Origin of the sequence: Pseudomonas sp. 2995-1, from assembly GCF_002742505.1 — a bacterium.
Taxonomy (GTDB): domain Bacteria; phylum Pseudomonadota; class Gammaproteobacteria; order Pseudomonadales; family Pseudomonadaceae; genus Aquipseudomonas; species Aquipseudomonas sivasensis.
The window spans coordinates 214,835-240,910 of record NZ_LJSA01000490.1 but is presented as its reverse complement, the minus strand read 5'-3'; the positions used below and the strand labels follow the sequence as shown (position 1 = coordinate 240,910).

Genomic DNA, 26,076 nt, shown 5'->3' with positions numbered 1-26,076 from the left:
CGTCAGATTCCTTCCTTCAACACGCCATCGGCAGCGACCTGCAAGCTGAACAGCCCACCATGGCCGACTTCGACATTCAGCAACTGCTCGCGGGGCAAGCCTCGGGCCTGGGCCAATAGCAAACGCATCACCCCGCCATGACTGACTAACAGCACGCGCTCACCAGCATAGGCCTGATGCAAGCGTGAGACGGCGCTCAAAACACGTTCGGAAAATTCCCTGACCGGCTCACCCTTAGGTGGCGTGAAGCTATAGGGATCGGCCCAGAACAGGCCCAAGCCTTCGGCGTCGGTTTCCATCAACGCCGCCGCGCTCTGTCCTTCCCAAGCGCCGAAGTGCAGCTCTTGCAGGTCCTTTTCCAAGCTCACCGGCACCTTCAGCCGCGCCGCCAACTCATCAGCGAAGCGCGCGCAGCGTTGCAGCGGCGAACTGATGAGCCGGTCCCAAGGCCCCTGCGCTATGACGGCGGCGCGCATCTGCTCCCAGCCTTTGGCGGTCAAGGCGTCATCCAGGCTGCCACGCAGGCCGCCGCCCAGCTCGGTTTCGCCGTGGCGCAGCAGGTCCAGGTGCAAAATCATGCCGGACGGTCTGCCACGGCCGCTTCAGCAAAGGTCGCCATCTGCCCGTGCAGCGCACACGCCAGGCGCAACAACGGTACCGCCAACGCGGCACCGCTGCCTTCGCCCAGGCGCAAGCCGAGTTCGAGCAACGGTTGTGCATCAAGGCTTTGCAGCACATGACGATGACCCGGTTCAGCGCCCCGATGGCCGAACAACAGCCAATCGCGGCAGTCCGGATTCAGACGCGTGGCCACCAGTGCGGCGACCGTGCAGATAAACCCATCCACCAGCACCACCACGCCTTCTTGGGCGCACGCCAGATAAGCTCCCACCAACGCAGCAATCTCAAAGCCGCCCAGGTTGAACAGGGTGTGCAGTGCGTCACCACGCTGCCCGCCATGCAACGCCAATGCGCGTTCGATCACGGCAACCTTGTGGCTCACCCCTTCAGCGTTCAACCCTGTACCCGGGCCGGTCAGATCGCTGACGTGGCAATCGAGCAACGCGCACGCCAACGCACTGGCAGCGGTGGTGTTGCCGATGCCCATTTCGCCACCGATAAACAACTGCGCACCGCTTTCACGGGCACGCAGCACGCTGTCGCGACCCGCTTGCAATGCCAATTGCCCCTGAGCCACGGTCATTGCCGGGCCCTTGACGAAGTTGGCGGTGCCCGCACCGATATTCAGGTGACGCACGCCCGGCAGGCTCAGCGACGGGTTCACCGTACCGAGGTCGACCACCTCCAACTGCCCATCCAATTGCCGCGCCAGTACGCTGATGGCCGCACCACCGGTGACAAAGTTATGCAGCATCTGCCCGGTCACTTCCTGGGGATACGCCGACACACCTTCGGCAACCACGCCGTGATCCCCGGCAAAAATCGCAATCCACACGTGATCAACCGACGGTTTGACCTGGCCCTGCAAGCCAGCCAATTGCACGGCCAGCGCTTCCAACTGACCGAGGGAACCGGTCGGCTTGGTCAATTGCTGCTGGCGCGCCAGGGCCTGTTCGTACGCCGAGGCGTCAATCGCCTTACAAGGGTTGAGCCACCAGGTGTCAGTCATAACGCAATACCTTTCAAAGTCAGGGGCAGGCCGGCAACCGTCAGGACAACACGCTGACACCGCTCGGCCAAAGCTTGATGCAGCCAACCGGCTTCATCCACATAGCGGCGAGTCAATTCGCCCAGCGGCACGACACCCATTCCGGTCTCGTTGCTGACAAAAATGATTTCCCCCGGCAGCGTGGCCAGGGTTTCCAGCAATTGATCGCGCTCAAACGCCAAGCGCTCTGCGTCTTCGAGCATCAGCAGATTGGTCAGCCACAGGGTCAGGCAATCCACCAGCAAGCAGCGACCGGGGCCGGCGTTTTCGCGTAGCACACGCGCCAGCTCGACAGGCTCTTCGATCAAACCCCAATGATCAGGGCGACGCTCGCGATGCGAGGCAACGCGGGCATTCATCTCGCCGTCAAGCGGCTGACTGGTGGCGATATAGATGACGGGCAAAGCGCTGTCGCTGGCGAGCTTTTCGGCCAGGCGGCTTTTACCGGAACGAGCGCCGCCTAAAATCAGTTGAAGCATGAGACACCCCCTACCCATTCACCCATCCACGATGCGAAGCGAGTCGTTTTTGATCCTGCTTTTGATCTGAAGTCGCCCCGTAAACCACGCTGGCCGAACGCAGGAATGGATATGTACACCGAAAGCCCCCTCCCACCTTTGAACCGTGTGTACACCATTAAATCCCACACAGTTTGCGCAACAAATCGGTGTCCAAATGGTTCTCCACCAGATCGGCCAGGCGTTCGATATCGCGCTCGCGCAGGGCGTAGTAGTCCACCTCCTGCACATCCTGCAACCCGGCCCAACGCAGCAACGCACTGCAGGCCGCCGGGGTCTCGAACAAGCCATGCAGATACGTGCCGAGAATCTGCCCGTCAGCACTTTGCGCGCCGTCACTGCGACCGTCCTCCAGCAGCACGGCGGCGTTCGACAGGGCAGCGCCACACGTCACACCCGCATGAATCTCGTACCCGCTGACCTCAGCATCCTCCAGCAACAACCGCCCCCGCACATTGCGCAGTTGCTTCTCTTCTTCCAAAGTCGTGCTGAACGCCAACAACCCCAAGCCGTCACTGGAACCCGCCGCTCCTTCCAGCCCCAATGGGTCATGCACCTGCTCGCCCAGCATCTGCAACCCGCCGCAAATCCCCAGCACCTTGCCGCCATACCGCAAATGCCGCGCTACGGCGGTATCCCAGCCATTGGCACGCAGATACGCCAAATCACTGCGCACGCTTTTCGAGCCCGGCAGGATGATCAGGTCGGCGGCAGGAATCGACTGGCCCGGACCGACAAACTGCAAATCCACCTGAGGATGCAGGCGCAGTGGGTCAAAATCCGTGTGATTGCTGATGCGCGGCAATACCGGCACCACCACCTTGAGCACCTGCGCCGCCTTGTCGATCTGACGCTGGTCGATGCCGTCTTCAGCCTCCAAGTGCAAATCCATCACGTAGGGCAAAACCCCCACCACCGGTTTGCCAGTGCGTGCTTGCAGCCAATCCAAACCGGGTTGCAACAGCGCGATATCGCCGCGAAAACGGTTGATGACGAAGCCCTTGACCCGCTCTTGTTCGGTGGGCGAAAGCAATTCCAAGGTGCCGACCAGATGGGCAAATACACCGCCGCGATTGATGTCGGCGATCAGCAGCACTGGGCAGTCGACGGCTTCGGCGAAGCCCATGTTGGCAATGTCATTGGCGCGCAGGTTGATCTCCGCCGGGGAGCCTGCGCCTTCCACCATCACCACCGGATAGGCTTCGCTCAACCGTGCGTGGGAGGCCAGCACTGCCTGCATGGCGATGGCTTTGTAGTCGTGATAGGCCACGGCGTTCATGGTGGTCACGGCGCGGCCGTGGATGATCACTTGGGAACCGGTGTCGCTGTTGGGTTTGAGCAGCACCGGGTTCATGTCGGTGTGAGGCGCCAGATTAGCTGCCTGGGCCTGCACCGCCTGGGCGCGGCCGATCTCGCCGCCTTCGGCCGTCACGGCACTGTTGAGCGCCATGTTCTGCGGCTTGAACGGCACCACTGCGACGCCTTGGCGTACCAGCCAGCGGCACAGCGCGGTCACCAGCGTACTTTTGCCGGCGTCGGACGTGGTGCCTTGCACCATCAGCGTACTCATGAAGCATCCTTATAGGCGGCCAGTGCGGCGTCGAGTCGCAACCAATCGGCCTCGGTGTCGGGCAGGCCGAAGCGCAGGCTGCTGTCGTGGACGAACAGGCGCAGCAGGATGCCGCGCTGGGCCATGAATTCGTGCATGCGTTCGGCGTGCGGGGTGATCAGCCATTGGAACAACGCGCAGCCGCCCTGAGGCTGAAATCCGTGGCGCTCAAGCAGCGTGAACAATCGCTCGCCAGCCTCGACGCAACGCGCCCGCTGACGGGTATGCCCGGCAGTGTCGCGCAGGCACACTTGCCCCAACACGCGTGTCGGTCCGCTGACGGCCCAAGGCCCGACCTGTTCAGCGAGCAACTTGAGCAACTTGCGTTCGGCCAGCACAAACCCCAGACGCACGCCGGCCAGGCCGAAGAACTTGCCGAACGAGCGCAACACAATCAGACCGACCTGATGAGCCTGGCCTGCCAAACTCAACTCCGGCGTCACGTCCATAAACGCTTCGTCCACCACCAGCCAGCCGCCGCGCTGGGCCAGCCGTGTGTGCCAGTCCAGCAGGCGCTGGGGAGTCAGGCTCTGGCCTGTAGGATTGTTGGGATTGACCACCACCAAAACGTCGAGGCTATCGAGGAAGAAGTCGACTTCCTGTTCCTGCACCTCGCGCACTACATACCCGGCGCGGCGCCAGGCTTCGGCATGCTCGGCATAGCAAGGCGACAGCACGCCGACTTTGCCGGATCGGCGCAGGCGCGGCAGCAACTGGATCGCCGCCTGGGAACCGGGCACCGGCAATAAATGCGCGGCCCCGTAGTACTCGCTGGCAGCCTGTTCCAAGCCGTCGTCGGTCTCTGGCAATCGTGCCCAGGCACGCAGCGGGATCGGCGGGATCGGCCAGGGCCAAGGCGCGAGACCGCTGGACAGGTCAAGCCAGTCGGCCTCGGCAATCCCGTATTGAATGGATGCTTTACGCAGTCGGCCACCGTGTTCAAGCATAGAATTGCGCCCCCACACATAGGATCAGCAGCCACAACCATACGCCGCGCTGCACCAGTTGCCAGCCTCGGTCGATGGAGTCGGCATCCGCCGCCGGGCCTTCGCCCAATGGCGGACGCTGGTGCACTTCGCCGTGATAAATCGCAGCACCACCCAATTCAACACCCAAGGCGCCTGCGCCGGCAGCCATCACCGGCCCGGCGTTGGGGCTGTCCCAGGTCGGGCCCTGGGTGCGCCAGCATTTGAGGGCCAGGCGGGTTTTGCCGAGCGCGGCGTAGGTCAAGGCCACCAGGCGTGCCGGAATGTAGTTGAGCACGTCGTCGATTTTCGCTGCGGCCCAGCCGAAGCGCTCGAAGCGTTCGTTGCGATAGCCCCACATGGCATCAAGGGTGTTGCTCAATCGGTAGAGCACCACGCCCGGTACGCCAGCGACCACGAACCAGAACAGCGCGGCGAATATCGCATCGCTGCCGTTTTCCAATACCGATTCGGTGGCAGCGCGGGCGACTTCGGTGCGATCCAGCTCGCTGGTCTGGCGGCTCACCAGGTAACTCACCCGCGTGCGGGCTTCATCCAGGTCATCGCTGCGCAACGCCTGGGCCACCGGCATCACATGCTCGCCGAGGCTGCGCATACCGAGGGCGCAGTACAACGCCAGAATTTCCAACACCCAGCCGATATAAGGCGCCCACGACAACGCGGTGGCCAGCAGCGTCAGCGGCACCACGGCGATAAACCACGCCGTCACGCCGTGACTGCGCCAGCCACGGCCGCCACTGTTGAAACGTTGCTCGATGCGCCCGGCAAAATTGCCGAACGCCACCAGCGGATGCCAGCGCCTGGGCTCGCCCAGTAGCGCATCCAACGCCACTGCAGCGACACACAGCAAGGCCACACTCATTGACTTACTCCCCACGTATTCTCATACAACATGTCACTCAGCGGACGCGGTTCGGTCCAGCCTTCGAGCTGCAACATCGGTGCCGGATAGAACTCGACGACCGGCCCCAGGCACAACACAGCCAGAGGTTTTGCGCCGGGCGGCAGGCCCAGCAAATCGGCCAGGGCCTGGGGCTCAAACAACGAGACCCAGCCCATGCCAAGGCCTTCCACGCGAGCGGCCAGCCACAGATTCTGGATCGCGCAGGACAGCGAGGCCATGTCCATCTCCGGCAAGGTGCGCCGGCCGAAAATATGGCGCTCGCGATCATCCATCAATGCCGCCACCAGTACTTCGGCACAGTCATTGATGCCTTCGACCTTAAGCCTCATGAACTCATCGGTGCGCTCGCCAAGGGCCTCGGCTGTGCGCACGCGCTCTTCTTCCACCAGTTGCTGGATCTGCCCGCGCAGGTGGCGGTCGCTGATGCGGATAAAACGCCAGGGCTGCATGAGGCCGACACTCGGCGCCTGATGCGCGGCCTGAAGCAGGCGGTGGAGCAATTCAGGGGCGACAGTGCCACCGCTGAAGTGGCGCATGTCGCGGCGTTCGGCGATGGCGCGGTAGACGGCATCGCGGTCGGCCTGGGGGAAGGCGTTGTCAGTCATGGCGCTATCGTGGGTAAAAACAATGCGGCCACAGCAGCCGGATTCGACGGAAAGTAGAAGTGCACGTAAGAGGCCGTCATCCGCCCCTGTCGGTAGACCGCTTCGGCCCCGCGCCCACCATTGGGGCTCAGACCACGGGCAATCGGTTGCCATTCTGTGCTGGTCAGGGAGTGGTGATAGGTATGGCCGCGCAGTACGCCTTCCGGCAATTCGACGCTTTGCAGCGCCAGGGCCGCCAGTTTCTTTTGCATCACTGCATCACCCTGCAACAGGCCGAGCAATTCGGCGCGGTTGCCGTCGACGTCGGTGAGGGAGTTCAGCAGGTAGAGCATGCCGCCACACTCAGCGAGCAACGGCTTACCCGCCGCATGGTGAGCACGGATGGCGTCGAGCATCGGGGTATTTTCCGACAACGCCTGGTGGTGCAGTTCCGGGTAGCCGCCAGGCAGATACAGACTGTCGGCGTCAGGTAATTCGCGATCGTGGATCGGGGAGAAAAATGTCAGCTCAGCGCCCATCGCCCGCAACAGGTCAAGACTGGCGCCGTAGGTGAAGGCGAAGGCTTCGTCGCGGGCCACGGCAATGCGGACACCGGCCAACAACGGCTCAGCTTCGATCACTTCAGGCGCGGCGAAGGTCACGGGCGGCGGTAAAGCGACTTCGCAACTGCTGCCCAAGGCTTGGGCGGCGGCGTCCAGGCGTGCATCGAGGTCATTCAGTTCGCTGGCTTGCACCAGGCCCAGATGACGGCTCGGCAGCTCGATTCCCGTCTCGCGGGACAGCGCGCCGTACCAGCGCAGGCCTTCAGTGAGGCTACCTTCGAGCAATTGCGCATGACGCAACGTGCCGACGCGGTTGGCCAACACGCCCGCGAACGGCAGATCCGGCTGGTAGCGCGCAAGGCCCAGCGCCAGAGCACCAAAGGTTTGGGCCATGGCGGTGCCATCAATCACGCCCAGCACCGGCACGCCGAAGTGCCGCGCCAGGTCGGCACTGGAGGGCGTGCCGTCGAACAGACCCATCACGCCTTCGATCAGGATCAGGTCGGCCTCCCCCGCCGCTTCCCACAGCAGGCGGCGACTTTCCTGCTCGCCCACCATCCACATATCCAATTGATACACCGGCGCACCGCTGGCGCGTTCGTGGATCATCGGGTCCAGAAAGTCCGGACCGCATTTGAACACGCGCACCCTACGTCCCAGATTGCGGTGCAAACGGGCCAGGGCGGCGGTGACAGTAGTTTTGCCTTGGCCGGACGCCGGTGCGGCGATCAATACGGCCGGGCAATGACGGGGCTGATTCAAAGTTCGACGCCCTTCTGTGCCTTGATACCGGCCTGGAATGCGTGTTTGAGCATGCCCATTTCGGTGACGGTGTCGCCCATCTCGATCAGCTCCGGCTTAGCGCCACGGCCAGTGACCACCACGTGTTGCATCGGCGGGCGGGCTTGCAGGTCGCTGAGCACTTGGTCCAGGTCGAGGTAGCCGTGCTTGAGGGCTATGTTCAGCTCGTCCAGCACCACCAGGCCGATGGTTGGGTCTTGCAGCAGTTCGCGGGATACCGCCCAGGCTGCCTCGGCGGCGGCGATATCGCGCTGGCGGTCCTGGGTTTCCCAGGTAAAGCCTTCGCCCATGACGTGGAAACGCACTTGCTCGGGGAAGCGGCGGAAGAACAACTCTTCGCCAGTGCTGTTACGCCCCTTGATGAACTGCACCACACCGCATTGCATCCCATGGCCCATGGCGCGAGCGAGCATGCCAAACGCTGAGCTGCTCTTGCCTTTGCCGTTGCCGGTGAGTACCAGCAGCAAGCCGCATTCGTTAGGGGAGTTGGCGATGCGCTCGTCGATCACGGCTTTTTTGCGCAGCATGCGCGCCAGGTGGCGTTCGTCGCGGTCGGGGGTATCGGTCATGGCAGCTCTCCGTTGGGGCTGGACAAAAACGGCGGGCAGGAAAAAGAAAAAACAGACAGCCAAGCATCGCCCACCGTGATGCTGTTGGATGATCCAGGCCGGTCTCCGGGCTCATGAGTGGCGCAGCTCTTGTAGAGAGCAAGCAGGCCAACGCTGCGCCTTCCCATATCACACGCGATACAGTGGCAAAAGCAGCGTCTTGACTCATTTACCGTTGCGGGGGCAGCGCCGGAATTGCGGCGGCGCTGTGTACAAGCGCGCTCACTCACCGGCTTCCCTGTTTCACTCTGTCGACCCACGGGTCACAGAGCACCTGGAACAAGCGGCGAAGGTTAGTGGGTTGGGGGTGGAGCGTCAATGAAAGCTGGTCGAGTACTTGAACCATCGCACCACCGCCCTCCTCTACCCTTACAGGTATCAAGGAGAACACCATGCATAAAACCAGACTCGCCCTGTTAATCATGCTTGCCGGCGCCCTCGCGGCGTGCGGAGAAAGCTCAACCCTGAAGGTTTCCGACGGCACCGGCCCCTCGCCCCGACTGCCGGAGCCGAACAAAACGCTGATCCCTACCGTCAACATCGCTCCGGCCATCGGCTGGCCAGATGGCGCGAAGCCAACGGCAGCCCCCGGCACCCAAGTGGCCGCGTTCGCCGAGGGCCTCGACCACCCGCGCTGGCTGTATGTGTTGCCTAATGGCGATGTGCTGGTGGCGGAAACCAACGCACCGCCCAAACCGGATGACGCCAAGGGCATACGCGGCTGGGTCATGGAGAAGGTCATGGGACGTGCCGGCGCCGGGGTGCCGAGCCCGAACCGTATCACTCTATTGCGCGATGCCGACCACGACGGCGTCGCCGAAACACGTACGGTGTTCCTGGAAAACCTCAATTCGCCGTTCGGTATGACCCTGGTCGGAAACGACCTGTATGTGGCCGACTCGGACAAGCTGCTGCGTTTCCCCTATCAGCCAGGCGAAACTGCCATCAAGGCCCAAGGCTCCAAGGTGGTCGACTTGCCAGGCGGCCCGCTGAACCACCACTGGACGAAAAACGTGGTGGCCAGCAAGGACGGCAGCAAGCTGTACGTGAGCGTCGGTTCAAACAGCAACGTCGGTGAAAACGGCCTGGAGGCGGAACAGGGGCGTGCCGCGATCTGGGAAGTCGACCGCGCCAGCGGCCAGCACCGTATTTTCGCCTCCGGCCTGCGCAACCCCAATGGCATGGCTTGGGAACCGCAGAGCGGCAAGCTGTGGACGGCGGTGAACGAGCGCGACGAGATCGGCAGCGACCTGGTGCCGGACTACATCACCTCGGTCAAGGACGGCGGATTCTATGGCTGGCCGTTCAGCTATTACGGCCAGCATGTGGATGTGCGCGTCACGCCGCAGAACCCGGACCTGGTCGCCAAGGCCATTGCGCCGGACTACGCCGTAGGGCCGCACACCGCTTCTTTGGGCCTGACGTTCGCCGAGGGCAGCAAACTCCCGGCGCCGTTCAGCAACGGCGCATTCATCGGCCAGCATGGCTCGTGGAATCGCAAGCCGCACAGCGGCTACAAGGTAATTTTCGTGCCATTCGAGGCAGGCCAGCCTAAAGGCCAGCCGGTGGACGTGCTGACCGGCTTCCTCGATAAAGATGAGAAAGCCATGGGCCGCCCAGTGGGCGTGGTGATTGATCAGCAAGGGGACTTGCTGGTGGCGGATGACGTGGGGAACAAGGTATGGCGGGTGTCGGCGGCCAAATAAACGCCCCCAGAAGCATCACAAAACCAATGTGGGAGGGGGCTTGCTCCCGATAGCAGTGGGTCAGGCACAGATACTGTGGCTGATACTTCGCTATCGGGGGCAAGCCCCCTCCCACATTTAGTGCGGTATTGGGTTCAGGGATTACGTGCCAGGTTTGCTGGCAATACCCGCTTGGCGCTCAGATAGGCATTCTGCCAATACGCCTTGGACAGGGTATCGAGCTTCACCGTACCGCCGGTTTGCGGCGCATGGACAAAGCGGCCCTCGCCCACATAGATCCCAGCATGGCTGACCTGCGAACCACCACCGGTGGCGAAGAACAGCAGGTCACCTGTTTGCAGGTTCTGCTCACTCACGTCCTGAGCGCGCATCACGATCAGCTCACGGGTAGTGCGTGGCAGGGAAATGCCGGCGGCGTCACGGAACACAAAGCCGATCAGGCCACTGCAATCAAAGCCCGAGTCCGGCGTGTTGCCGCCCCAGCGATAAGGCGTGCCGACGAGGCCCAGCGCACGGAAGAGCACGTCTTCAGCAGCAGGCGAGAAGTTCTGAGTGGCGTAGTTGAATACTGGCTTGGGCTTGACCGCGACAGGAGCAGGCGGCGGACGGCTGGCGCAGGCGCTGAGCAGCGCGGCGCAAACGAGAAGAACTAGGCGGGCTGACGTCGACATGTGCAGAACAATCCTGGTCTGGATGCGGCTTTCGCTGCCGAACGCTGAAAACCAGAACGCGCAAGCAAGGCTCGCGCGAACGGATTACAACAATGTCCAGGGATTCTAGCGCTTACACGTCAAACTTCAAGTATCACTTTAAGTTTACTTGCTAGCGGTAACGGTCGTCGGGGCCATGGCGAGTGCACGCTTGGCTTCGATGAAGGTTTTGCTCCAGTAACTGTCGCCCAGGTTGTCGACTCGGACACCGCCACTGCGACGGCTGCTGGAGTGGATAAACTGGTTATCACCCAGGTAAATACCGGCGTGACTGACACGACCACGACCTGCAGTACTGAAGAAAAGCAGATCACCGGGCTTGAGGTTGTTGCGCGCGACCAACGGTGCGTTCACGTTGATCATTTCGCGAGTGGAGCGTGGCAAGTTCATGCCAGCTTCTTCACGAAACAGATAGCCGATGAAACCGCTGCAGTCGAAACCGGCTTCGGAAGTACCGCCAAAACGGTAACGGGTACCGATCAGGGACATGCCGCGTTCGAGAATGCTGTCGGCCAGAACTGGAAGCTGATAAGGCTTGCTGCCGGAGAAATCGGCCAGTTCTTTCTCTGTTGCAACTTCTTCCTCATAGACAGTGGAAGACTGCGCTGCAACAAATTTTGCCTGGGAATGTTGTTGAGGCTTTTGCTGCTCAACCACCTGCTGAGGGTGGGAGGCGCAACCAAACAACAGGGTAACGAGTGCGAGGGGCACGAGGGGTGCGAAGCGATTTAGCATGGGCACGACCGTGGCTGATGTGTAAAGAAGCCGAGACTATGCCCTCTATCACATCGATTTGCAAATTCAATCGTGATCTATGTGACTTCCTGTTTGGACTATGACATCTAAGCCCTTAACACCCTATAAGCGCCTTTCGCGTGGCCAAACCGGCCCAAACGCGGGTTTTCTGACGCCTGGAATTTGCCAAAACCCCTGCAAACAAAGGGGTTGCTACCAGCCGAGGGTTTCTTTGAGAAAGGGAATGGTCAGTTTACGCTGGGCCTGCAAAGAGGCTTGATCGAGCTGTTCGAGCAAATCGAACAACGCACTCATGCTGCGAGTGCCACGGGTGAGGATAAAGTGTCCGACTTCGTCGGTGAGGTGCAGGCCGCGGCGAGAGGCACGCAGTTGCAGGGCGCGCAATTTGTCTTCGTCGGAGAGCGGGCGCATCTGGAAGATCAGCGCCAGGGTAAGGCGCGACTTGAGGTCGGCCAGTTTGACGGGCAACTCGCGGGGCGATGTGGAGGCAGCAATCAACAAGCGCCGTCCGCTGTCTCGCAGGCGGTTGAACAGATGAAACAGCGCCTCTTCCCAATCGGCCTTGCCAGCAATCGCCTGTAGGTCATCCAGGCATACCAGCTCGTATTGCTCAAGGTTGTCGAAGATCCCGATACCGCGGTCCATCAATTCAGCCAAAGGCAGGTACACCGCCGGCTCGCCCATTTGCTCGAAGCGCAAGCAGGCGGCCTGCAACAGGTGAGTACGCCCCACGCCGTGCTTGCCCCACAGATAGATCAGGCTTTCAGTCCACCCGGCGTCGGCTTCGCAGAGCCGCTCGACATAGCCGAGTGCAGCGGCATTGGCGCCTGGGTAGTAATTGATAAAGGTGGCGTCATCACGCAGACGCACACCTAAGGGCAGCTGAATCGGTTTCATGCTGACTGAACGGCTCCCATCGAACCGCTAGTGGCCTCTGTGTAAAGTTTGCAAAGTTTATACCCGTGACGCGGGGCGCACAATGCAGCAGACCACAAGCAAAATCAAAGGTTTGCGTTAACTTGCCGGTTTTACGCGGATTGTTTGACGCCATCCCCCCATAAACAACAAACCCGGCCGAAGCCGGGTTTATGAAGCAGCGGTTACAGGTCGGGGTCTTCGACGCCCGTGTACACATCCGAATCCTTGTACAAATCGTGCATATGGCGCACCAGCACCATGATCACCGCCGCGACCGGCAATGCCAGCAAGATGCCGGTAAAGCCAAACAGCTCGCCCCCCGCCAGGATCGCAAAGATTACCGCCACCGGGTGCAGACCGATCCGGTCACCCACCAACAACGGCGTCAGCACCATGCCCTCAAGGGCCTGGCCGACCATGAACACCGCAACAATCCCGAGCATCGGATACAGGTCACCACCAAACTGGAACAGGCCAGCCACGAGCGCCGCGCCGATGCCGATCACAAAGCCCATATAAGGAACGATAGCCGCCAGGCCAGCGATCAGGCCGATCAACAGGCCCAGCTCCAGGCCGATGGCCATCAGGCCGGCGGCGTAGATAACGCCCAGGGCCAGCATCACCAGCAACTGGCCACGCACGAATGCGCCAAGGACTTCATGGCACTCACCGGCCAGGGAGACGATGCGCTCCTCACGATCACGCGGCAGCAAGCTGCGGATCTTGGCCATCATGATGTCCCAGTCGCGCAGCAGATAGAACGCCACCACCGGGATCAGCACGAGATTGGTCAGCCAGCCGATCAACGCCAGGCTCGACGCAGTCGCCTGACTGAGGATCACACCGACGATATCGGTGGTTTGCCCCATATGCTCACTGATCGCCGCCTTGACCTTATCGAACTTCCAGAAGCCGTCCGACAACCCCAACTTGGCCTGGGCCCACGGCATTGCCGTGTGCTGCAACCAGTCGAGCATCTGCGGCGCCAACTCATAGAGACGAAACAGTTGCTTGGCCAGCATCGGCACCAACACCAGCACCAGCGCGGTGATGATCAAGGTGAACAGCGCAAACACCGCCACTACGCCCAAGGTCCGCGACAGCCCGGCTTTCTCCAAACGATCCACCACCGGATCGAACAGATAGGCCAGCAGCAACGCAACCAGGAACGGCGTCAGGATCGAATGCAGCAAGAACACAAAAACGCACAGCAGGACGATCCCGCCAAGCCACACCCAACGACGCGTATCCGCCATAAACCACTCCATTGCTTCTATATAAGGAAGAACTGTTACCAACGAAAACGCAGTTGCGCCTGAGGCTCAGGTGCAGCGGCCGGTTGCGCGCCCTCAGCGACTGGCTGCGTAGCCGGCGTCTCGCCCGCAGGGATTTCCTGCAGCTTGGCCAGGCTCAACTGGGTGCGCAACTGATCGGCGCTTCCGTTAACCCGATACACAATACGATTGCCGTCAACCCACTGCGGCTGGCCACCAAACGGCTCCAGCAGATGACCCAGTGCCGCGTAGCGCTCCAGGGTCATCCCCTGCACTTCCAGCAGTTGTTCGGTGCTCACGCCAGGCTTGACCGCAAAACGCGGCGCCAATTTCTGGCTGACCGCCAGCATCACTGCGTCGGCCACCGCGCCGGTGTCGGCGCCTTGGGCTGTGCCCTGTTCGCTCTTGTCGCCCAGCCACAGGCGCCATTTGGCCTGCCATTGGTTACCTTCCTGACGCGCGTGCACGGCAAGCAACGCGTCGGCGCCGTAGCGCTCGGATGCGGCGCGCAACGGTGTGGCGTCGGCACTCTCCAGGTTCGGCGCCGTGGCGACGACCTGCTCATCCAGATCGCCCAGCGGCAGACGCAACGGCAAGCCACGGTGCTGGGCTGCATGACGCAGCGACTGGGCGACGGTCTGTCCATCCCCCACCAGGCTGCTGCCTTCAGTGGAATCGTTCAACCACCAGCCGAGGATCGACGGCCGATTGCTGCCCCAGATCGACAGGCCCGCATCACGCAGAGCGCGGTCGGTGCTGACCGGGTCGAAATCCACTTGCAGACTCTCGGGTGGGCCGGCGTCGTAACCGTATTGCGTGATGATTTGCTGCGGATCCTTGCGAATCGCCGCCAGGCCTGGGCCGTCGGCGGCTTTGGCGTCGCCGGTCAGGCGGATTACCAGGGTCTGCACCGCGCGCTGGGTGGCCTGGTCGCGCTCTTGGGGCGATTGGCTGCTGACGGGTTCAAGTACTTGATAAAGACCATTGAGGGTTTCGGCATGACTCGCCAGGCTGACCAACGACAAGCAGCCCATAAAGAAGAATTTACACAGACGCATGGAAGATTCCCGAACGACAAATTTAGCGGCTGGAACAGACCGCGTGAACTCGGTTTGCCAAGGCTGTGACCACGGCAACCGGTAAAACATTCACAGGGTCCTGGTAAGTTTTCATGCTGTCATAACGATAGCGGGTTCAAGGCTATACCTTAATACGTGCCACGGCTGACGCGATTAGCATTTTTTTAACCTATATGGCCCTGCCCGTCGGCCCGAGGATGGCCGCTGCCCCTCAAGCCTGATAAAATCGCGCGCCTTCGCAGACCGTCATCGGCTGGGCCTTTTACCAAAAGCCCCTGCCCGCTCGGTCGTTACCCCTGAATCCCCCCTAAAGGCCTGGATCATGAGCAAGCAACCCTCCCTGAGCTACAAGGACGCCGGTGTAGACATCGACGCCGGTGAAGCATTGGTCGAACGCATCAAGAGCGTCGCCAAGCGCACTGCGCGCCCCGAAGTCATGGGCGGCCTGGGCGGTTTTGGCGCCCTCTGCGAAATCCCGGCCGGCTACAAGCAGCCTGTTCTGGTTTCCGGCACCGACGGTGTGGGCACCAAGCTGCGCCTGGCACTGAACCTGAACAAGCACGACAGCATCGGCATCGACCTGGTGGCCATGTGCGTCAACGATCTGGTGGTATGCGGCGCCGAGCCATTGTTCTTCCTTGACTACTACGCCACCGGCAAGCTCAACGTCGAGACCGCTACCCAAGTGGTAACCGGCATTGGCGCGGGTTGCGAACTGTCGGGTTGCTCCCTGGTAGGCGGCGAAACCGCTGAAATGCCAGGCATGTACGAAGGCGAAGACTACGACCTGGCCGGTTTCTGCGTGGGTGTTGTAGAGAAAGCTGAAATCATCGACGGTTCCAAAGTGGCTGCCGGTGACGCCCTGCTCGCCCTGCCATCCTCTGGCCCGCACTCCAACGGCTACTCGCTGATCCGCAAGATCATCGAAGTGTCCGGTGCCGACATCGAGAACATCCAACTCGACGGCAAGCCACTGACCGACCTGCTGATGGCCCCGACCCGCATCTACGTCAAGCCACTGCTCAAGCTGATCAAGGACACTGGCGCGGTCAAAGCCATGGCCCACATCACCGGCGGCGGCCTGCTGGACAACATCCCGCGCGTCCTGCCAAAAGGCGCTCAGGCGATCGTCGACGTGGCCAGCTGGCAGCGTCCTGCGGTATTTGACTGGCTGCAAGAGAAAGGCAACGTCAATGAAACCGAAATGCACCGCGTGCTGAACTGCGGCGTGGGCATGGTGATCTGCGTAGCGCAAGAACACGTTGAAACTGCGCTGAACGTCCTGCGTGAAGCCGGCGAGCAGCCTTGGGTCATCGGCCAGATCGCCACCGCTGCCGAGGGCGCGGCCCAGGTTGAACTGAAGAACCTCAAGGCTCATTGATGTCTCAGACCTGTGATGTTGTGGTGCTGCTCTCCGGCACCGGCAGTAACTTGCAGGCCCTGATCGACAGCACGCGCACCGGCGACAGCCCGGTGCGCATCGCTGCGGTGATCTCCAACCGCAGCGACGCCTACGGCCTGCAACGTGCCAGGGACGCGGGTATCGAAACCCGCTCGCTGGATTACAAGGCTTTCGAGGGCCGCGAGGCCTTCGACAGCGCCTTGATCGAACTCATCGATGCCTTCAACCCCAAACTCGTGGTACTGGCCGGATTCATGCGAATCCTCAGCGGCGATTTCGTGCGGCACTACGACGGGCGCCTGCTGAATATCCACCCTTCCCTGCTGCCCAAATACAAAGGCATGCACACCCATCAGCGCGCCCTTGAAGCCGGTGACAGTGAGCATGGCTGCAGCGTGCACTTTGTCACCGAGGAACTCGATGGCGGGCCTCTGGTCGTACAGGCAGTGGTTCCGGTAGAGTCTGACGACTCGGCGCAGACACTTGCGCAACGGGTTCATACCCAGGAACACAGGATTTACCCGCTGGCTGTGCGCTGGTTTGCCGAGGGGCGGTTGATTCTTGGTGACCAGGGTGCATTATTGGACGGTCAGTTACTTGCGGCCAGCGGCCACTTGATTCGAACCTAGGAGATTTTATGCGTCGCGCCTTGCTTTTCGCTGTTGCGCTGTTCGCCTTGCCTGCCGTGCAGGCAGCCGACCTTCACCCCTTCTCCGCCAGCTACACCGCCGACTGGAAACAGTTGCCCATGAGTGGTTCGGCTGAGCGCAGCCTGACCAAGAACGACAACGGCTCGTGGACCTTGAATTTCAAGGCATCCATGATGATCGCCAGCCTGACCGAAACCAGCGTGATCCGCTTCGACAAGGACACCCTGCAACCCGTGAGCTACAGCTTCGAACGTGGCGGCCTGGGCAAGGCAAAGAAAATCAACCTGGACTTCGACCAGACCGCCAAGAAAGTCACCGGTTTTGAAAACAAAGACCCGGTGAACGTGGCCCTGCAAAGCAACATGCTCGACAAGTCGACCTACCAGCTCGCATTGCAACGCGATGTGGCAGCCGGCAAGAAAAGCATGAGCTACAACGTGGTTGAAGGGACCGACGTCGACACCTACGACTTCCGCGTGATCGGCCCGGAAAAGGTCCAGACCAAGGTAGGCTCCATCGACGCGATCAAGGTCGAGCGCGTGCGTGACCCGACCCAAAGCAAGCGCATCACCCAGATGTGGTTTGCCAAGGACCAGGGCGGCATCCTGGTCGCCCTGCGTCAGGTTGAGACCGACGGCAAGGAATACAACATCATGCTGCAAGACGGTACCGTTGACGGCAAGGCTGTCAAAGGCAACTGATTGCGCGGATGAGCTGAACAAGAGCCTCGCTGAATGCGGGGCTTTTTTTCGTCTGGCGGTTTTGGGTTCAAGTGTCTGCCATCATCGGGAGCAAGCCCCCTCCCACATTTGAACTGCGAACACTTTCCCCTGTGGGAGGGGGCTTGCTCCCGATGGCGCCGGCATGACCAACACAGCCCTATCAGGCTGCCGCCCAACATGAAACTTCTGTCATAAACCGCCAAAGCGGTTTACTTAGCAAGCTAACAAATCGTATAAAAAGACCTGCGACGACTTGCCGCATACCCACCAGAAATTGGAGCAAGCAGATGACTGTAAAAGTAACTGAACGCGACGATGCACATATGTCCCACGAAGCGCTGGGCCATGGGATTCACATCTGGGATGTACACCAACAAGACCTGCTGGTCGGCATGTTTCACAACGAGAGCGACGCTCACAATTATAAAAACGAGCTTGAGTCGCTTGAGATGAAACGCCAGGCACAAAGCTCCTGAATATTCGCAGGATTTCGGCACAAGGCCCACGCAGCCCGACGCCTGAAAACACAAACCCCGCCTTTTGAGCGGGGTTTGTTGTTTTGAGAGGTACTGCTTACCACTCAGGCGCTTGAACGCTTTACCACATCAGATCATCCGGGATCTGGTAAGCCGCGTACGGATCGTCCTCATCCGGCACCTGGCTTTCTGTGAGGATGTTGAGTTGCACAATGCGCTCTGGTGCGCGCTCCTGAATCTTCAGCGCCGCTTCACGCGGGATCACTTCGTAGCCGCCGCCGTGGTGCACGATCGCCAGGGAGCCGTTGCTCAGCTTGTTACGCATCAGCGTGTTGACCGACAGGCGCTTGACCTTCTTGTCATCCACGAAGTTGTAGTAATCCTCGGTGGTGAGCTTGGGCAGGCGCGAGGTTTCGATCAATTGCTTGACCTGAGCCGTGCGGGCCTTGGCCTCGGCTTTTTCCTGCTGCTGGCGATTCAGCTCCTGGTCACGTTTGACCTTTTCGGCGTGTGCCTCGGCAGCCAGGCGTGCCTGGGTGTCATCGACCTCGGCTTGGCCTTTGTGGACCAGGCGCTGCTGCTTCTGTTTCTCTTTGCCGACCTGCTTGGCCTGCTTTTGGTTGACCAGACCTGCTTTGAGCAACTGGTCGCGAAGGGAAAGGCTCATGGTGCTTACTCACTTAGGCAACTGCTCAACCGCAGCTGGACACATTCTTTTCCTGACGTTTGGCTTCGCCCCATAGGGCGTCCAACTCTTCGAGGGTGCAATCTTCTATGGGACGACGGGTGTCGCGCAATGCCTGTTCGATAAATCGGAAACGTCGTTCGAACTTGGCATTGGCGCCACGCAATGCGGTTTCCGGGTCAACCTTGAGGTGACGGGCCAAGTTGACCGCCGCAAACAGCAGGTCACCGACTTCGTCGGCAATGGCTACCGAGTCATTATCGGCCATGGCTTCGAGCACTTCATCCAGTTCTTCGCGCACGTTGTCCACCACCGGCAAGGCAGACGGCCAGTCGAAACCGACCTGGCTGGCGCGCTTTTGCAATTTGGCGGCACGGGATAAGGACGGCAGCGCTGTGGGCACATCATCCAGCAGGGAAAGCTGCTCTGGTGCGTCGGATTTTTCCGCACGCTCCTCGGCTTTGATCTGCTCCCAGCGCTCCTTGACCTGCTCTTCGCTCAACTGTGGGATATCCAGTGGCGCATACAGATCACCGGTGGGGAACACATGGGGATGACGCCGGATCAGCTTGCGCGTGATGCTGTCGATCACGCCGGCAAATTCGAAACGCCCCTCTTCCCGCGCCAACTGGCTGTAATACACCACTTGGAACAACAGGTCGCCCAACTCGCCTTGCAGGTGATCGAAGTCGCCGCGCTCAATGGCGTCGGCCACTTCATAGGCTTCTTCGAGGGTGTGCGGGACGATGGTCGCGTAGGTTTGCTTGAGGTCCCACGGGCACCCATATTGCGGGTCTCGCAGGCGGCTCATCAGGTGCAGCAGGTCTTCAAGTGAATACATCTTTCTGTGTCCGATCAGTGTGGGAGGGGGCTTGCTCCCGATAGCGGTGCGTCAGCCACCAGATGTATCAACTGACAGCCTGCTATCGGGAGCAAGCCCCCTCCCACATTTAGCCTGCATTCATTCCGCGAATCATGGGGTACGGTTGCGCCGCGTCTCAATGATGTTCGGCAGCTGGGAAATCCGCCCCAGCAACCGGCCCAATGCGTCCAACCCCGGGATCTCGATGGTCAGGGACATCAACGCGGTGTTGTCCTCTTTGTTCGAGCGGGTGTTGACCGCCAGCACGTTGATCCGCTCATTAAGCAGCACTTGCGAGACGTCACGCAGCAAACCGGAACGGTCGTAGGCACGGATGATGATGTCCACCGGGTAGGTGAGCACCGGCACTGGGCCCCAACTGACCTGGATAATCCGCTCCGGTTCGCGCCCGCCCAGTTGCAGCACCGAGGCGCAGTCCTGGCGGTGAATGCTCACGCCACGGCCCTGGGTGATGTAACCGACGATCGCATCCCCCGGCAGCGGCTGGCAGCAGCCGGCGATTTGCGTCAGCAGGTTGCCCACGCCCTGGATCTGGATATCACCGCGCTTGCCAGGCTTATAGCCGGTGGCTTTACGGGGGATCAGCTCAAGTTGTTCGTTGCCGCGTTCCGGCTCGACCAACTGCTGGGCCAGATTGACCAGTTGCGCCAGGCGCAGGTCGCCGGCACCCAGGGCGGCGAACATGTCTTCGGCGATCTTCATGTTGGCCTTTTCGGCCAGCTTGTCGAAGTCCACCTGCGGCAGGCCCAGGCGAGCCAGTTCGCGCTCAAGGAGGGTCTTGCCGGCGGCGACGTTTTGGTCGCGCGCTTGCAATTTGAACCAGTGGACGATCTTCGCCCGTGCCCGCGACGTGGTGATGTAGCCCAGGTTCGGGTTCAGCCAGTCGCGGCTCGGCGTGCCGTGTTTGCTGGTGATGATTTCGACCTGCTCACCGGTCTGCAGGCTGTAGTTGAGCGGTACGATGCGCCCGTTGATCTTGGCGCCGCGGCAGTTGTGGCCGATCTCGGTGTGAACGCGGTAGGCGAAGTCCAGCGGCGTCGAGCCCTTGGGCAGGTCGATGGCGTGGCCGTCGGGGGTGAAGATGTAGACCCGGTCCGGTTCGATATCCACACGCAGTTGTTCGGCCAGGCCGCCGATGTCGCCGAGTTCTTCGTGCCATTCCAGCACTTGGCGCAGCCAGGAGATTTTCTCTTCGTACTGGTTGGACCCGGCCTTGACGTCGGTGCCCTTGTAGCGCCAGTGCGCGCACACGCCCAGCTCAGCCTCTTCGTGCATGGCGTGGGTGCGGATCTGCACTTCCAGTACCTTGCCTTCGGGGCCAATCACGGCGGTGTGCAGAGAGCGATAGCCGTTTTCCTTGGGGTTGGCGATGTAGTCGTCAAACTCCTTGGGAATGTGACGCCACAGCGTATGAACGATGCCCAGCGCGGTGTAGCAGTCGCGCATTTCCGGCACCAGCACGCGCACCGCACGCACGTCGTAGATCTGGCTGAAGGCCAGGCCCTTGCGCTGCATTTTGCGCCAGATGGAATAGATGTGCTTGGCTCGACCACTGATGTCGGCGTCGACCCCGGTGGCCTGCAACTCGGAGCGCAACTGGCCCATCACGTCGCTGATAAAGCGCTCGCGATCGAGCCGCCGCTCATGCAGCAGCGTGGCAATCTGTTTGTATTGATCGGGTTCCAGGTAGCGGAAGGACAAGTCCTCCAACTCCCATTTGATATGGCCGATGCCCAAGCGGTGAGCCAGGGGGGCGTAGATGTCGAAGACTTCGCGGGCAACGCGGTTGCGCTTTTCGTCGTCGGCGGTTTTTACCGCACGGATCGCGCAGGTGCGTTCGGCCAGCTTGATCAGGGCGACGCGTACGTCGTCGACCATAGCGACCAGCATCTTGCGCAGGTTCTCGACTTGGCCCTGGGTGCCCAGCACCATGGACTGGCGCGGACTGAGGCTCGCGCTGATGGCCGCCATGCGCAGGACGCCGTCAATCAGCTTGGCCACCACTGCGCCGAAACGCTGGCTGACCGTAGGCAACTGGATGTGCCCTTCACGCACGCCGCGATAGAGCACGGCGGCGATCAGCGAATCCTGGTCCAACTTGAGATCGGCAAGAATCTCGGCGATTTCCAACCCGGTGCGAAAGCTGGAAGTGCCTTCAGCCCACAGGTTCTTGGCCGCATTGTCTTGCTGCTCAGACTCGCGAGCGAACTCGCAGGCTGCTTTCAAGGCTTCACGGTCCAGTGCCGGGTCGACACTGATGGCATGATCCAGCCATGCCTCCAGGTTGATACTGCCGTCGGTGTTGATCGGCTGGTGTGCTCTCACCTGTACCATCTTGCTTACCTTCCCTACGACGCACCTTGGATGCGCCAAAAATCATGCCGACCTTTTGCTGCAAACTCCCTGGCAGTTCACGGCCTTGGAGAATGCAGGCCAGTCGGATTAAACGGGCATCCTAGCCCGCTTCAAATAACGCCATCGCCTCGACATGCGCCGTCTGCGGAAACATGTCGAGGATCCCGGCCCGTTTTAGCCGGTAGCCTTGCTTGACCAACTCAACCGTGTCCCGCGCCAGCGTCGCCGGGTTGCAGGACACATACACCAGGCGCTTGGCCCCCAGGGTGGCGAGCTTGCGCACAACCTCTTGGGCACCATCGCGGGGTGGATCCAAGAGTACCGCAGAAAAGCCCTGTTTGGCCCAATCCGCGTCAGTCAAAGGCTGGGACAAATCGGCCTGAAAAAACTGCGCATTATGCAAATTGTTGCTGATGGCGTTCTGTGCAGCCCGGTCCACCATGGTCTGCACCCCTTCCACTGCCACCACTTCACGCACCTGTTTGGCCAGTGGCAGGGCAAAATTGCCCAAGCCGCAAAATAGGTCCAACACCCGTTCATCAGGTTGCGGCGCCAGCCAGTCCAGGGCCTGGGCAACCATCGCCTCATTGACCCCGGCGTTGACCTGGACAAAATCCCCCGGCCGGTACGCCAACTCCAAGTCCCATGCGTCCAATCGGAAACCTAGTGACTGATCGGCCTCAAAGGGTTCCGGCTGGCCTTCGCCATGCAGCCACAACTGGGCTTCATGGAAGCTACAAAATTCTTTCAGGATCAGCAGGTCCGCCTCCGACAACGGCGCCATATGCCGCAGCAAGACGGCGACGGACGAGCCACTGAACAACTCAACATGGCCCAGTGCCTGAGGTTTGCTCAGACGACGAAGCATGTTGGGCAAACGCTGCATGATCGGCTGCAAGGCCTGTACCAGCACAGGGCAATCACCGATGGCGACGATGTCCTGGCTGGCAACGGCGCGGAAACCCACGTCGAGTTTTTTTGCCTTGGCATCCCAACGCACCGCCACGCGGGCACGGCGACGGTAACCGAACTCCGGGCCGCTCAACGGTGCGGCCCACTCTTGCGGTTCGACACCGGCCACGCGGGACAGTTGCTCGGCGAGCATGCGCTGTTTCAGGGCGAGTTGTTCGTTGTGGGGCAAGTGTTGCACGCTGCAACCGCCACAGCGGCCGAAGTGCGCGCACGGTGCAGGACGGCGCAGTTCACTGGCCTTGAACACCCGCTCGGTGCGAGCCTCGACCACTTTGCCGTGGGTACCCAACACCCGCGCTTCGACTTCTTCGCCGGCCAGCGCGCCATTGACGAACCAGGTGCGGCCTTCAAAAAAGACGATGCCACGGCCATCGTTGGCCAGGCGCTCAATGGTCAGGCGTTGTTTCTTGCCCACTGGAATCTGTGGGGCCCGGCTGCCGCCCGTCGGTTGGAAGCGCAGGCCTCTCTCGTGCTTGGCCATCAGTTGGGTTCGTCGAAAATGCCGGTCGACAAGTAACGGTCGCCTCGGTCACAGATGATCGCGACGATCACCGCGTTTTCTACTTCCTTGGACAACCGCAACATACCCGCCACGGCACCGCCGGACGACACGCCGCAGAAGATGCCTTCTTCACGGGCCAGTCGGCGGGTGGTGTCTTCGGCTTCGCGCTGGGCCATGTCGATGATGCGATCCACGCGGGTCGCGTTGTAGATCTTCGGCAGATACTCTTCGGGCCAGCGACGAATGCCTGGGATGGCCGCGCCTTCCATCGGTTGCAGGCCGACGATCTGGATCGCCGGGTTCTGCTCCTTGAGGTAGCGCGAGTTGCCCATGATGGTACCGGTGGTGCCCATGGAGCTGACGAAATGGGTGATGGTGCCCTGGGTCTGACGCCAGATTTCCGGACCGGTGGTGGTGTAGTGCGCTTCGGGGTTGTCCCCATTGGCGAACTGGTCCAGCACCTGGCCACGGCCTTGGGCGGCCATGCGCTCGGCGAGATCGCGGGCGCCCTCCATGCCTTCTTCCTGGGTGACCAGCACCAACTCGGCGCCATAGGCGGTCATCGCTGCCTTACGCTCGGCGCTGCCGTTGTCGGGCATGATCAGCACCATCTTGTAACCCTTGATCGCGGCGGCCATGGCCAGGGCGATGCCGGTGTTACCCGAGGTGGCTTCGATCAGGGTGTCACCAGGCTTGATCTGCCCGCGCAATTCGGCACGGGTAATCATCGAGAGCGCCGGGCGGTCCTTGACGGAGCCAGCCGGGTTGTTCCCTTCAAGCTTGAGCAGCAGGGTATTGCTGGTTTCACCCGCCATGCGTTGCAAGCGGACCAGAGGCGTGTTGCCGACGCAATCGGCGATTGTAGGGTACTGCAAGGTCATGGCGTATTCGCAATCCAGACTGCGGGGCGCACATCATACCGGGAAAGGCCGGCGGGCCATATCACGCAAAGTGTGGTGCTTATGGCTTAAAGGAATAAGCGGAAAAGAGGGTGAGCTTGGGGACCCCATCGGGAGCAAGCCCCCTCCCACACTGGACCGCATTCTCATGCTGGAACTCGGTGGAATGTGGGAGCGGGCTTGCTCCCGATGGCCGCGCCTCGATACCCCGCCTAGCCCAAATGCCCATCGCCATGATTTCTCCGAAAGACCTCCTCACCCATCGCCGCAATCTGCCCTTCGATCAATGCATCAAACGGCTTGAGCAGCGGCTCAAACGAAACCGGCGCCTCCAGCACCTGCAGCGCCTGCACAATCGCCTCCACCGTCGACAACGCCCCTGGCCCGGGCGCCTTGCGCAGTCGATAGCGGGACACGGCGGCCTCAGCCAGCGTCACCCGAGGCAACGCCGCCAGCAAGGGATTGAGGTGCAACAGCTTGCGCGCCTTGCGCCAAGTGCCGTCAGGCACCACCAGCAACAGCGGCTGAGCCCCTGGCGCGTAGGCTTGCAGCGGCTGGGCATCGTCAGCAGGAAACAACAGCCTCGCCTGGTAGCCGGGCGGGTTCAACAGGGCCTGCAAGTCATCAAAGACCTCGCCCACCACCAACTGCGCATTGTTCAATCCCAGCGCCGCCAACCGCGCGGTATTGAGCGCATGGTTGACCTCGCTCGGGTGCTGCAACAGCAATACGCGGGTGCGGCTATCGAGGTTGGGGATCAGCGCGCACAAGCAATGGGCAGTGGGCCTGAGGCAACGGGAGCATTGGGGTCTGGACATGGTTCTTCAGGCCTGATTGAGCTGGGCTTTGAGCAAATCGCGGAAGGTCTGGATCAGCGGCTCACGGCTGCGGCCCCGGCGCATGATCATCGAAAATGGCGCTTGATAGCCAAAGGTGGCTGGCAGCAATACGCGCAGGTCACCCTTGTCGGCCCAGGCCTGGGCGTAATGCTCCGGCAGGTAACCAATATAGGCGCCGGACAGCACCAGGATCAGCTGCGCCTCCATACTTTCCACCGTGGCGGCGCTGTGCTTGAAGCCGTGGCGCGCGAGTTCCGCCTGGCTCCAGTAGCCGCGTCCGACCATGCGTTGCTGGGTGATCACTTGTTCGGGAATGCGTCGCTCATTGAATAAAGGATGCCGCGTGCTGCAATACAGCCAATGCTGCTCGCGATAAAGCGGCATGTAGATCAGCCCGCTCATACGGTTGGAGAAGGCGCCGATGGCCAGGTCGAGGCGGTTGTCCTGCACACCCAATTGCAATTCGTACGGGCTCATCACCGAGAGATGCAGATGCACCGCCGGATGTTCCAGGCTGTAGGCGCCGATCACTTCGGCGAACGGCAGGGCCTTGTCGCTGACGGTGGAATCGAGCACGCCGAGCTTGAGGGTGCCGCGCAACTCCCCTTTGAGCGCGGCGGCGTACTGCTCGAAGCCTTCCAGCTCACCGAGTAGGCGCAAGGTTTCCTGGTGAAACAACTCGCCCTTGCTGGTGAGGCTGAAGCCGCCGCGCCCGCGATGGCACAGCACCAGGCCCAACGCGCTTTCCAACTGGCTCATATAGGTGCTGATGGCCGACGTGGACAGGTTGAGTTCGTGCTGGGCGTTGGCGAACCCCTGGTGGCGCACGACGCTGACGAAGATGCGCAGGAGTTTCAGGTCGGGCAAGGCGTTGGCCATGGTCGGCTCCGGGTAAGGACCGGGGCAGTTTACTCGCGTGCATTAGTTTAGAAAAACCTGAACTAAGTATTTGCCTCTGCCGATTCTTCCCTTCCTTCGCATTTCGCAGAATCGGCCCCTAATAAAC

26 protein-coding genes and 1 riboswitch are annotated in these 26,076 nt (G+C 61.2%); of the genes, 5 read left to right on the top strand and 21 right to left on the bottom strand.

Features of this window, described 5'->3' with window-relative positions:
• Positions 1–2: 2 nt before the first annotated feature.
• The 9 genes from cobC to cobO all read right to left on the bottom strand — a co-directional run bounded on the left by cobC (position 3) and on the right by cobO (position 8,203).
• Entirely contained in the window at positions 3–578 is a 576-nt protein-coding gene (cobC, locus tag AOA61_RS25720) for an alpha-ribazole phosphatase family protein (RefSeq protein ID WP_099603005.1), read from the bottom strand.
• Complete coding sequence (gene cobT / locus AOA61_RS25715) at positions 575–1,630, bottom strand: nicotinate-nucleotide--dimethylbenzimidazole phosphoribosyltransferase (protein ID WP_099603004.1); 1,056 nt, start codon at positions 1,628–1,630, stop codon at positions 575–577. Before cobT ends, cobC begins: the two co-directional genes overlap by 4 nt.
• Positions 1,627–2,148, bottom strand: a complete 522-nt coding sequence (cobU, locus tag AOA61_RS25710; RefSeq protein WP_099603003.1) for a bifunctional adenosylcobinamide kinase/adenosylcobinamide-phosphate guanylyltransferase — start codon at positions 2,146–2,148, stop codon at positions 1,627–1,629. The genes cobT and cobU overlap by 4 nt, the downstream gene beginning before the upstream one ends.
• A gap of 157 nt (positions 2,149–2,305) precedes the next feature.
• On the bottom strand, positions 2,306–3,757 hold the full coding sequence (locus AOA61_RS25705) for a cobyric acid synthase (protein ID WP_099603002.1): 1,452 nt from the start codon (positions 3,755–3,757) through the stop codon (positions 2,306–2,308).
• Complete coding sequence (cobD, locus tag AOA61_RS25700; RefSeq protein ID WP_032887797.1) at positions 3,754–4,743, bottom strand: threonine-phosphate decarboxylase CobD; 990 nt, start codon at positions 4,741–4,743, stop codon at positions 3,754–3,756. Before cobD ends, AOA61_RS25705 begins: the two co-directional genes overlap by 4 nt.
• Positions 4,736–5,644: an adenosylcobinamide-phosphate synthase CbiB gene (gene cbiB / locus AOA61_RS25695; RefSeq protein ID WP_099603001.1), complete on the bottom strand. Its 909-nt coding sequence runs from the start codon at positions 5,642–5,644 to the stop codon at positions 4,736–4,738. The genes cobD and cbiB overlap by 8 nt, the downstream gene beginning before the upstream one ends.
• Positions 5,641–6,291 carry a 5,6-dimethylbenzimidazole synthase gene (gene bluB / locus AOA61_RS25690; protein ID WP_099603000.1) on the bottom strand — a complete coding sequence of 217 codons (651 nt, stop codon included), beginning with the start codon at positions 6,289–6,291 and terminating at the stop codon, positions 5,641–5,643. Before bluB ends, cbiB begins: the two co-directional genes overlap by 4 nt.
• A complete protein-coding gene (locus AOA61_RS25685) occupies positions 6,288–7,595 on the bottom strand; it encodes a cobyrinate a,c-diamide synthase (RefSeq protein ID WP_032887791.1) in 1,308 nt (435 codons plus the stop codon). The genes bluB and AOA61_RS25685 overlap by 4 nt, the downstream gene beginning before the upstream one ends.
• On the bottom strand, positions 7,592–8,203 hold the full coding sequence (gene cobO, locus AOA61_RS25680; protein ID WP_027603802.1) for a cob(I)yrinic acid a,c-diamide adenosyltransferase: 612 nt from the start codon (positions 8,201–8,203) through the stop codon (positions 7,592–7,594). Before cobO ends, AOA61_RS25685 begins: the two co-directional genes overlap by 4 nt.
• 78 nt (positions 8,204–8,281) lie before the next feature.
• Positions 8,282–8,535, bottom strand: a riboswitch (cobalamin riboswitch).
• A gap of 99 nt (positions 8,536–8,634) precedes the next feature.
• On the opposite strand from cobO, the gene AOA61_RS25675 reads away from it, so the two are divergent.
• A complete protein-coding gene (locus AOA61_RS25675; RefSeq protein WP_099602999.1) occupies positions 8,635–9,948 on the top strand; it encodes a sorbosone dehydrogenase family protein in 1,314 nt (437 codons plus the stop codon).
• A 134-nt stretch (positions 9,949–10,082) separates the two neighbouring features.
• Here the strand turns inward: AOA61_RS25675 and AOA61_RS25670 are convergent, their stop codons facing one another.
• The 5 genes from AOA61_RS25670 to AOA61_RS25650 form a co-directional block, all read right to left on the bottom strand.
• On the bottom strand, positions 10,083–10,619 hold the full coding sequence (locus tag AOA61_RS25670) for a C40 family peptidase (RefSeq protein WP_099602998.1): 537 nt from the start codon (positions 10,617–10,619) through the stop codon (positions 10,083–10,085).
• Between the two features lie 144 nt (positions 10,620–10,763).
• Positions 10,764–11,393 (bottom strand): C40 family peptidase, encoded by a 630-nt coding sequence (locus AOA61_RS25665; protein WP_032887785.1) that lies wholly within the window; start codon positions 11,391–11,393, stop codon positions 10,764–10,766.
• A 213-nt stretch (positions 11,394–11,606) separates the two neighbouring features.
• Complete coding sequence (hda, locus tag AOA61_RS25660) at positions 11,607–12,311, bottom strand: DnaA regulatory inactivator Hda (RefSeq protein WP_032887783.1); 705 nt, start codon at positions 12,309–12,311, stop codon at positions 11,607–11,609.
• Positions 12,312–12,514: 203 nt separating this feature from the next.
• Positions 12,515–13,588: an AI-2E family transporter gene (locus tag AOA61_RS25655; RefSeq protein WP_032887781.1), complete on the bottom strand. Its 1,074-nt coding sequence runs from the start codon at positions 13,586–13,588 to the stop codon at positions 12,515–12,517.
• Positions 13,589–13,623: 35 nt separating this feature from the next.
• Complete coding sequence (locus AOA61_RS25650) at positions 13,624–14,664, bottom strand: DUF2066 domain-containing protein (RefSeq protein WP_099602997.1); 1,041 nt, start codon at positions 14,662–14,664, stop codon at positions 13,624–13,626.
• Between the two features lie 343 nt (positions 14,665–15,007).
• On the opposite strand from AOA61_RS25650, the gene purM reads away from it, so the two are divergent.
• The 4 genes from purM to AOA61_RS25630 all read left to right on the top strand — a co-directional run bounded on the left by purM (position 15,008) and on the right by AOA61_RS25630 (position 17,935).
• Positions 15,008–16,066, top strand: a complete 1,059-nt coding sequence (gene purM / locus AOA61_RS25645) for a phosphoribosylformylglycinamidine cyclo-ligase (protein ID WP_014719398.1) — start codon at positions 15,008–15,010, stop codon at positions 16,064–16,066.
• Positions 16,066–16,716 (top strand): phosphoribosylglycinamide formyltransferase, encoded by a 651-nt coding sequence (gene purN / locus AOA61_RS25640; protein ID WP_099602996.1) that lies wholly within the window; start codon positions 16,066–16,068, stop codon positions 16,714–16,716. The genes purM and purN overlap by 1 nt, the downstream gene beginning before the upstream one ends.
• A gap of 8 nt (positions 16,717–16,724) precedes the next feature.
• A complete protein-coding gene (locus AOA61_RS25635) occupies positions 16,725–17,438 on the top strand; it encodes a DUF3108 domain-containing protein (protein WP_032887775.1) in 714 nt (237 codons plus the stop codon).
• A 308-nt stretch (positions 17,439–17,746) separates the two neighbouring features.
• On the top strand, positions 17,747–17,935 hold the full coding sequence (locus AOA61_RS25630) for a hypothetical protein (protein ID WP_032887774.1): 189 nt from the start codon (positions 17,747–17,749) through the stop codon (positions 17,933–17,935).
• Between the two features lie 121 nt (positions 17,936–18,056).
• Here AOA61_RS25630 and AOA61_RS25625 read toward each other — a convergent pair whose 3' ends face one another.
• The 7 genes from AOA61_RS25625 to AOA61_RS25590 form a co-directional block, all read right to left on the bottom strand.
• Complete coding sequence (locus tag AOA61_RS25625; RefSeq protein ID WP_014719402.1) at positions 18,057–18,602, bottom strand: DUF2058 domain-containing protein; 546 nt, start codon at positions 18,600–18,602, stop codon at positions 18,057–18,059.
• A gap of 25 nt (positions 18,603–18,627) precedes the next feature.
• Positions 18,628–19,461, bottom strand: coding sequence for a nucleoside triphosphate pyrophosphohydrolase (gene mazG / locus AOA61_RS25620; RefSeq protein ID WP_032887772.1), 834 nt, complete (start codon positions 19,459–19,461; stop codon positions 18,628–18,630).
• Positions 19,462–19,593: 132 nt separating this feature from the next.
• The gene (gene relA, locus AOA61_RS25615; RefSeq protein WP_032887770.1) at positions 19,594–21,837 is read right to left on the bottom strand and encodes a GTP diphosphokinase; all 2,244 of its coding nucleotides are present in this window, start codon (positions 21,835–21,837) and stop codon (positions 19,594–19,596) included.
• 121 nt (positions 21,838–21,958) lie between these two features.
• Positions 21,959–23,311: a 23S rRNA (uracil(1939)-C(5))-methyltransferase RlmD gene (gene rlmD, locus AOA61_RS25610; protein WP_099602995.1), complete on the bottom strand. Its 1,353-nt coding sequence runs from the start codon at positions 23,309–23,311 to the stop codon at positions 21,959–21,961.
• Positions 23,311–24,213, bottom strand: a complete 903-nt coding sequence (cysM, locus tag AOA61_RS25605) for a cysteine synthase CysM (RefSeq protein ID WP_099602994.1) — start codon at positions 24,211–24,213, stop codon at positions 23,311–23,313. Before cysM ends, rlmD begins: the two co-directional genes overlap by 1 nt.
• A gap of 230 nt (positions 24,214–24,443) precedes the next feature.
• Positions 24,444–25,049 (bottom strand): tRNA-uridine aminocarboxypropyltransferase, encoded by a 606-nt coding sequence (locus AOA61_RS25595; protein ID WP_032887764.1) that lies wholly within the window; start codon positions 25,047–25,049, stop codon positions 24,444–24,446.
• A gap of 6 nt (positions 25,050–25,055) precedes the next feature.
• On the bottom strand, positions 25,056–25,949 hold the full coding sequence (locus AOA61_RS25590; RefSeq protein ID WP_017134867.1) for a LysR family transcriptional regulator: 894 nt from the start codon (positions 25,947–25,949) through the stop codon (positions 25,056–25,058).
• Positions 25,950–26,076 lie beyond the last annotated feature (127 nt).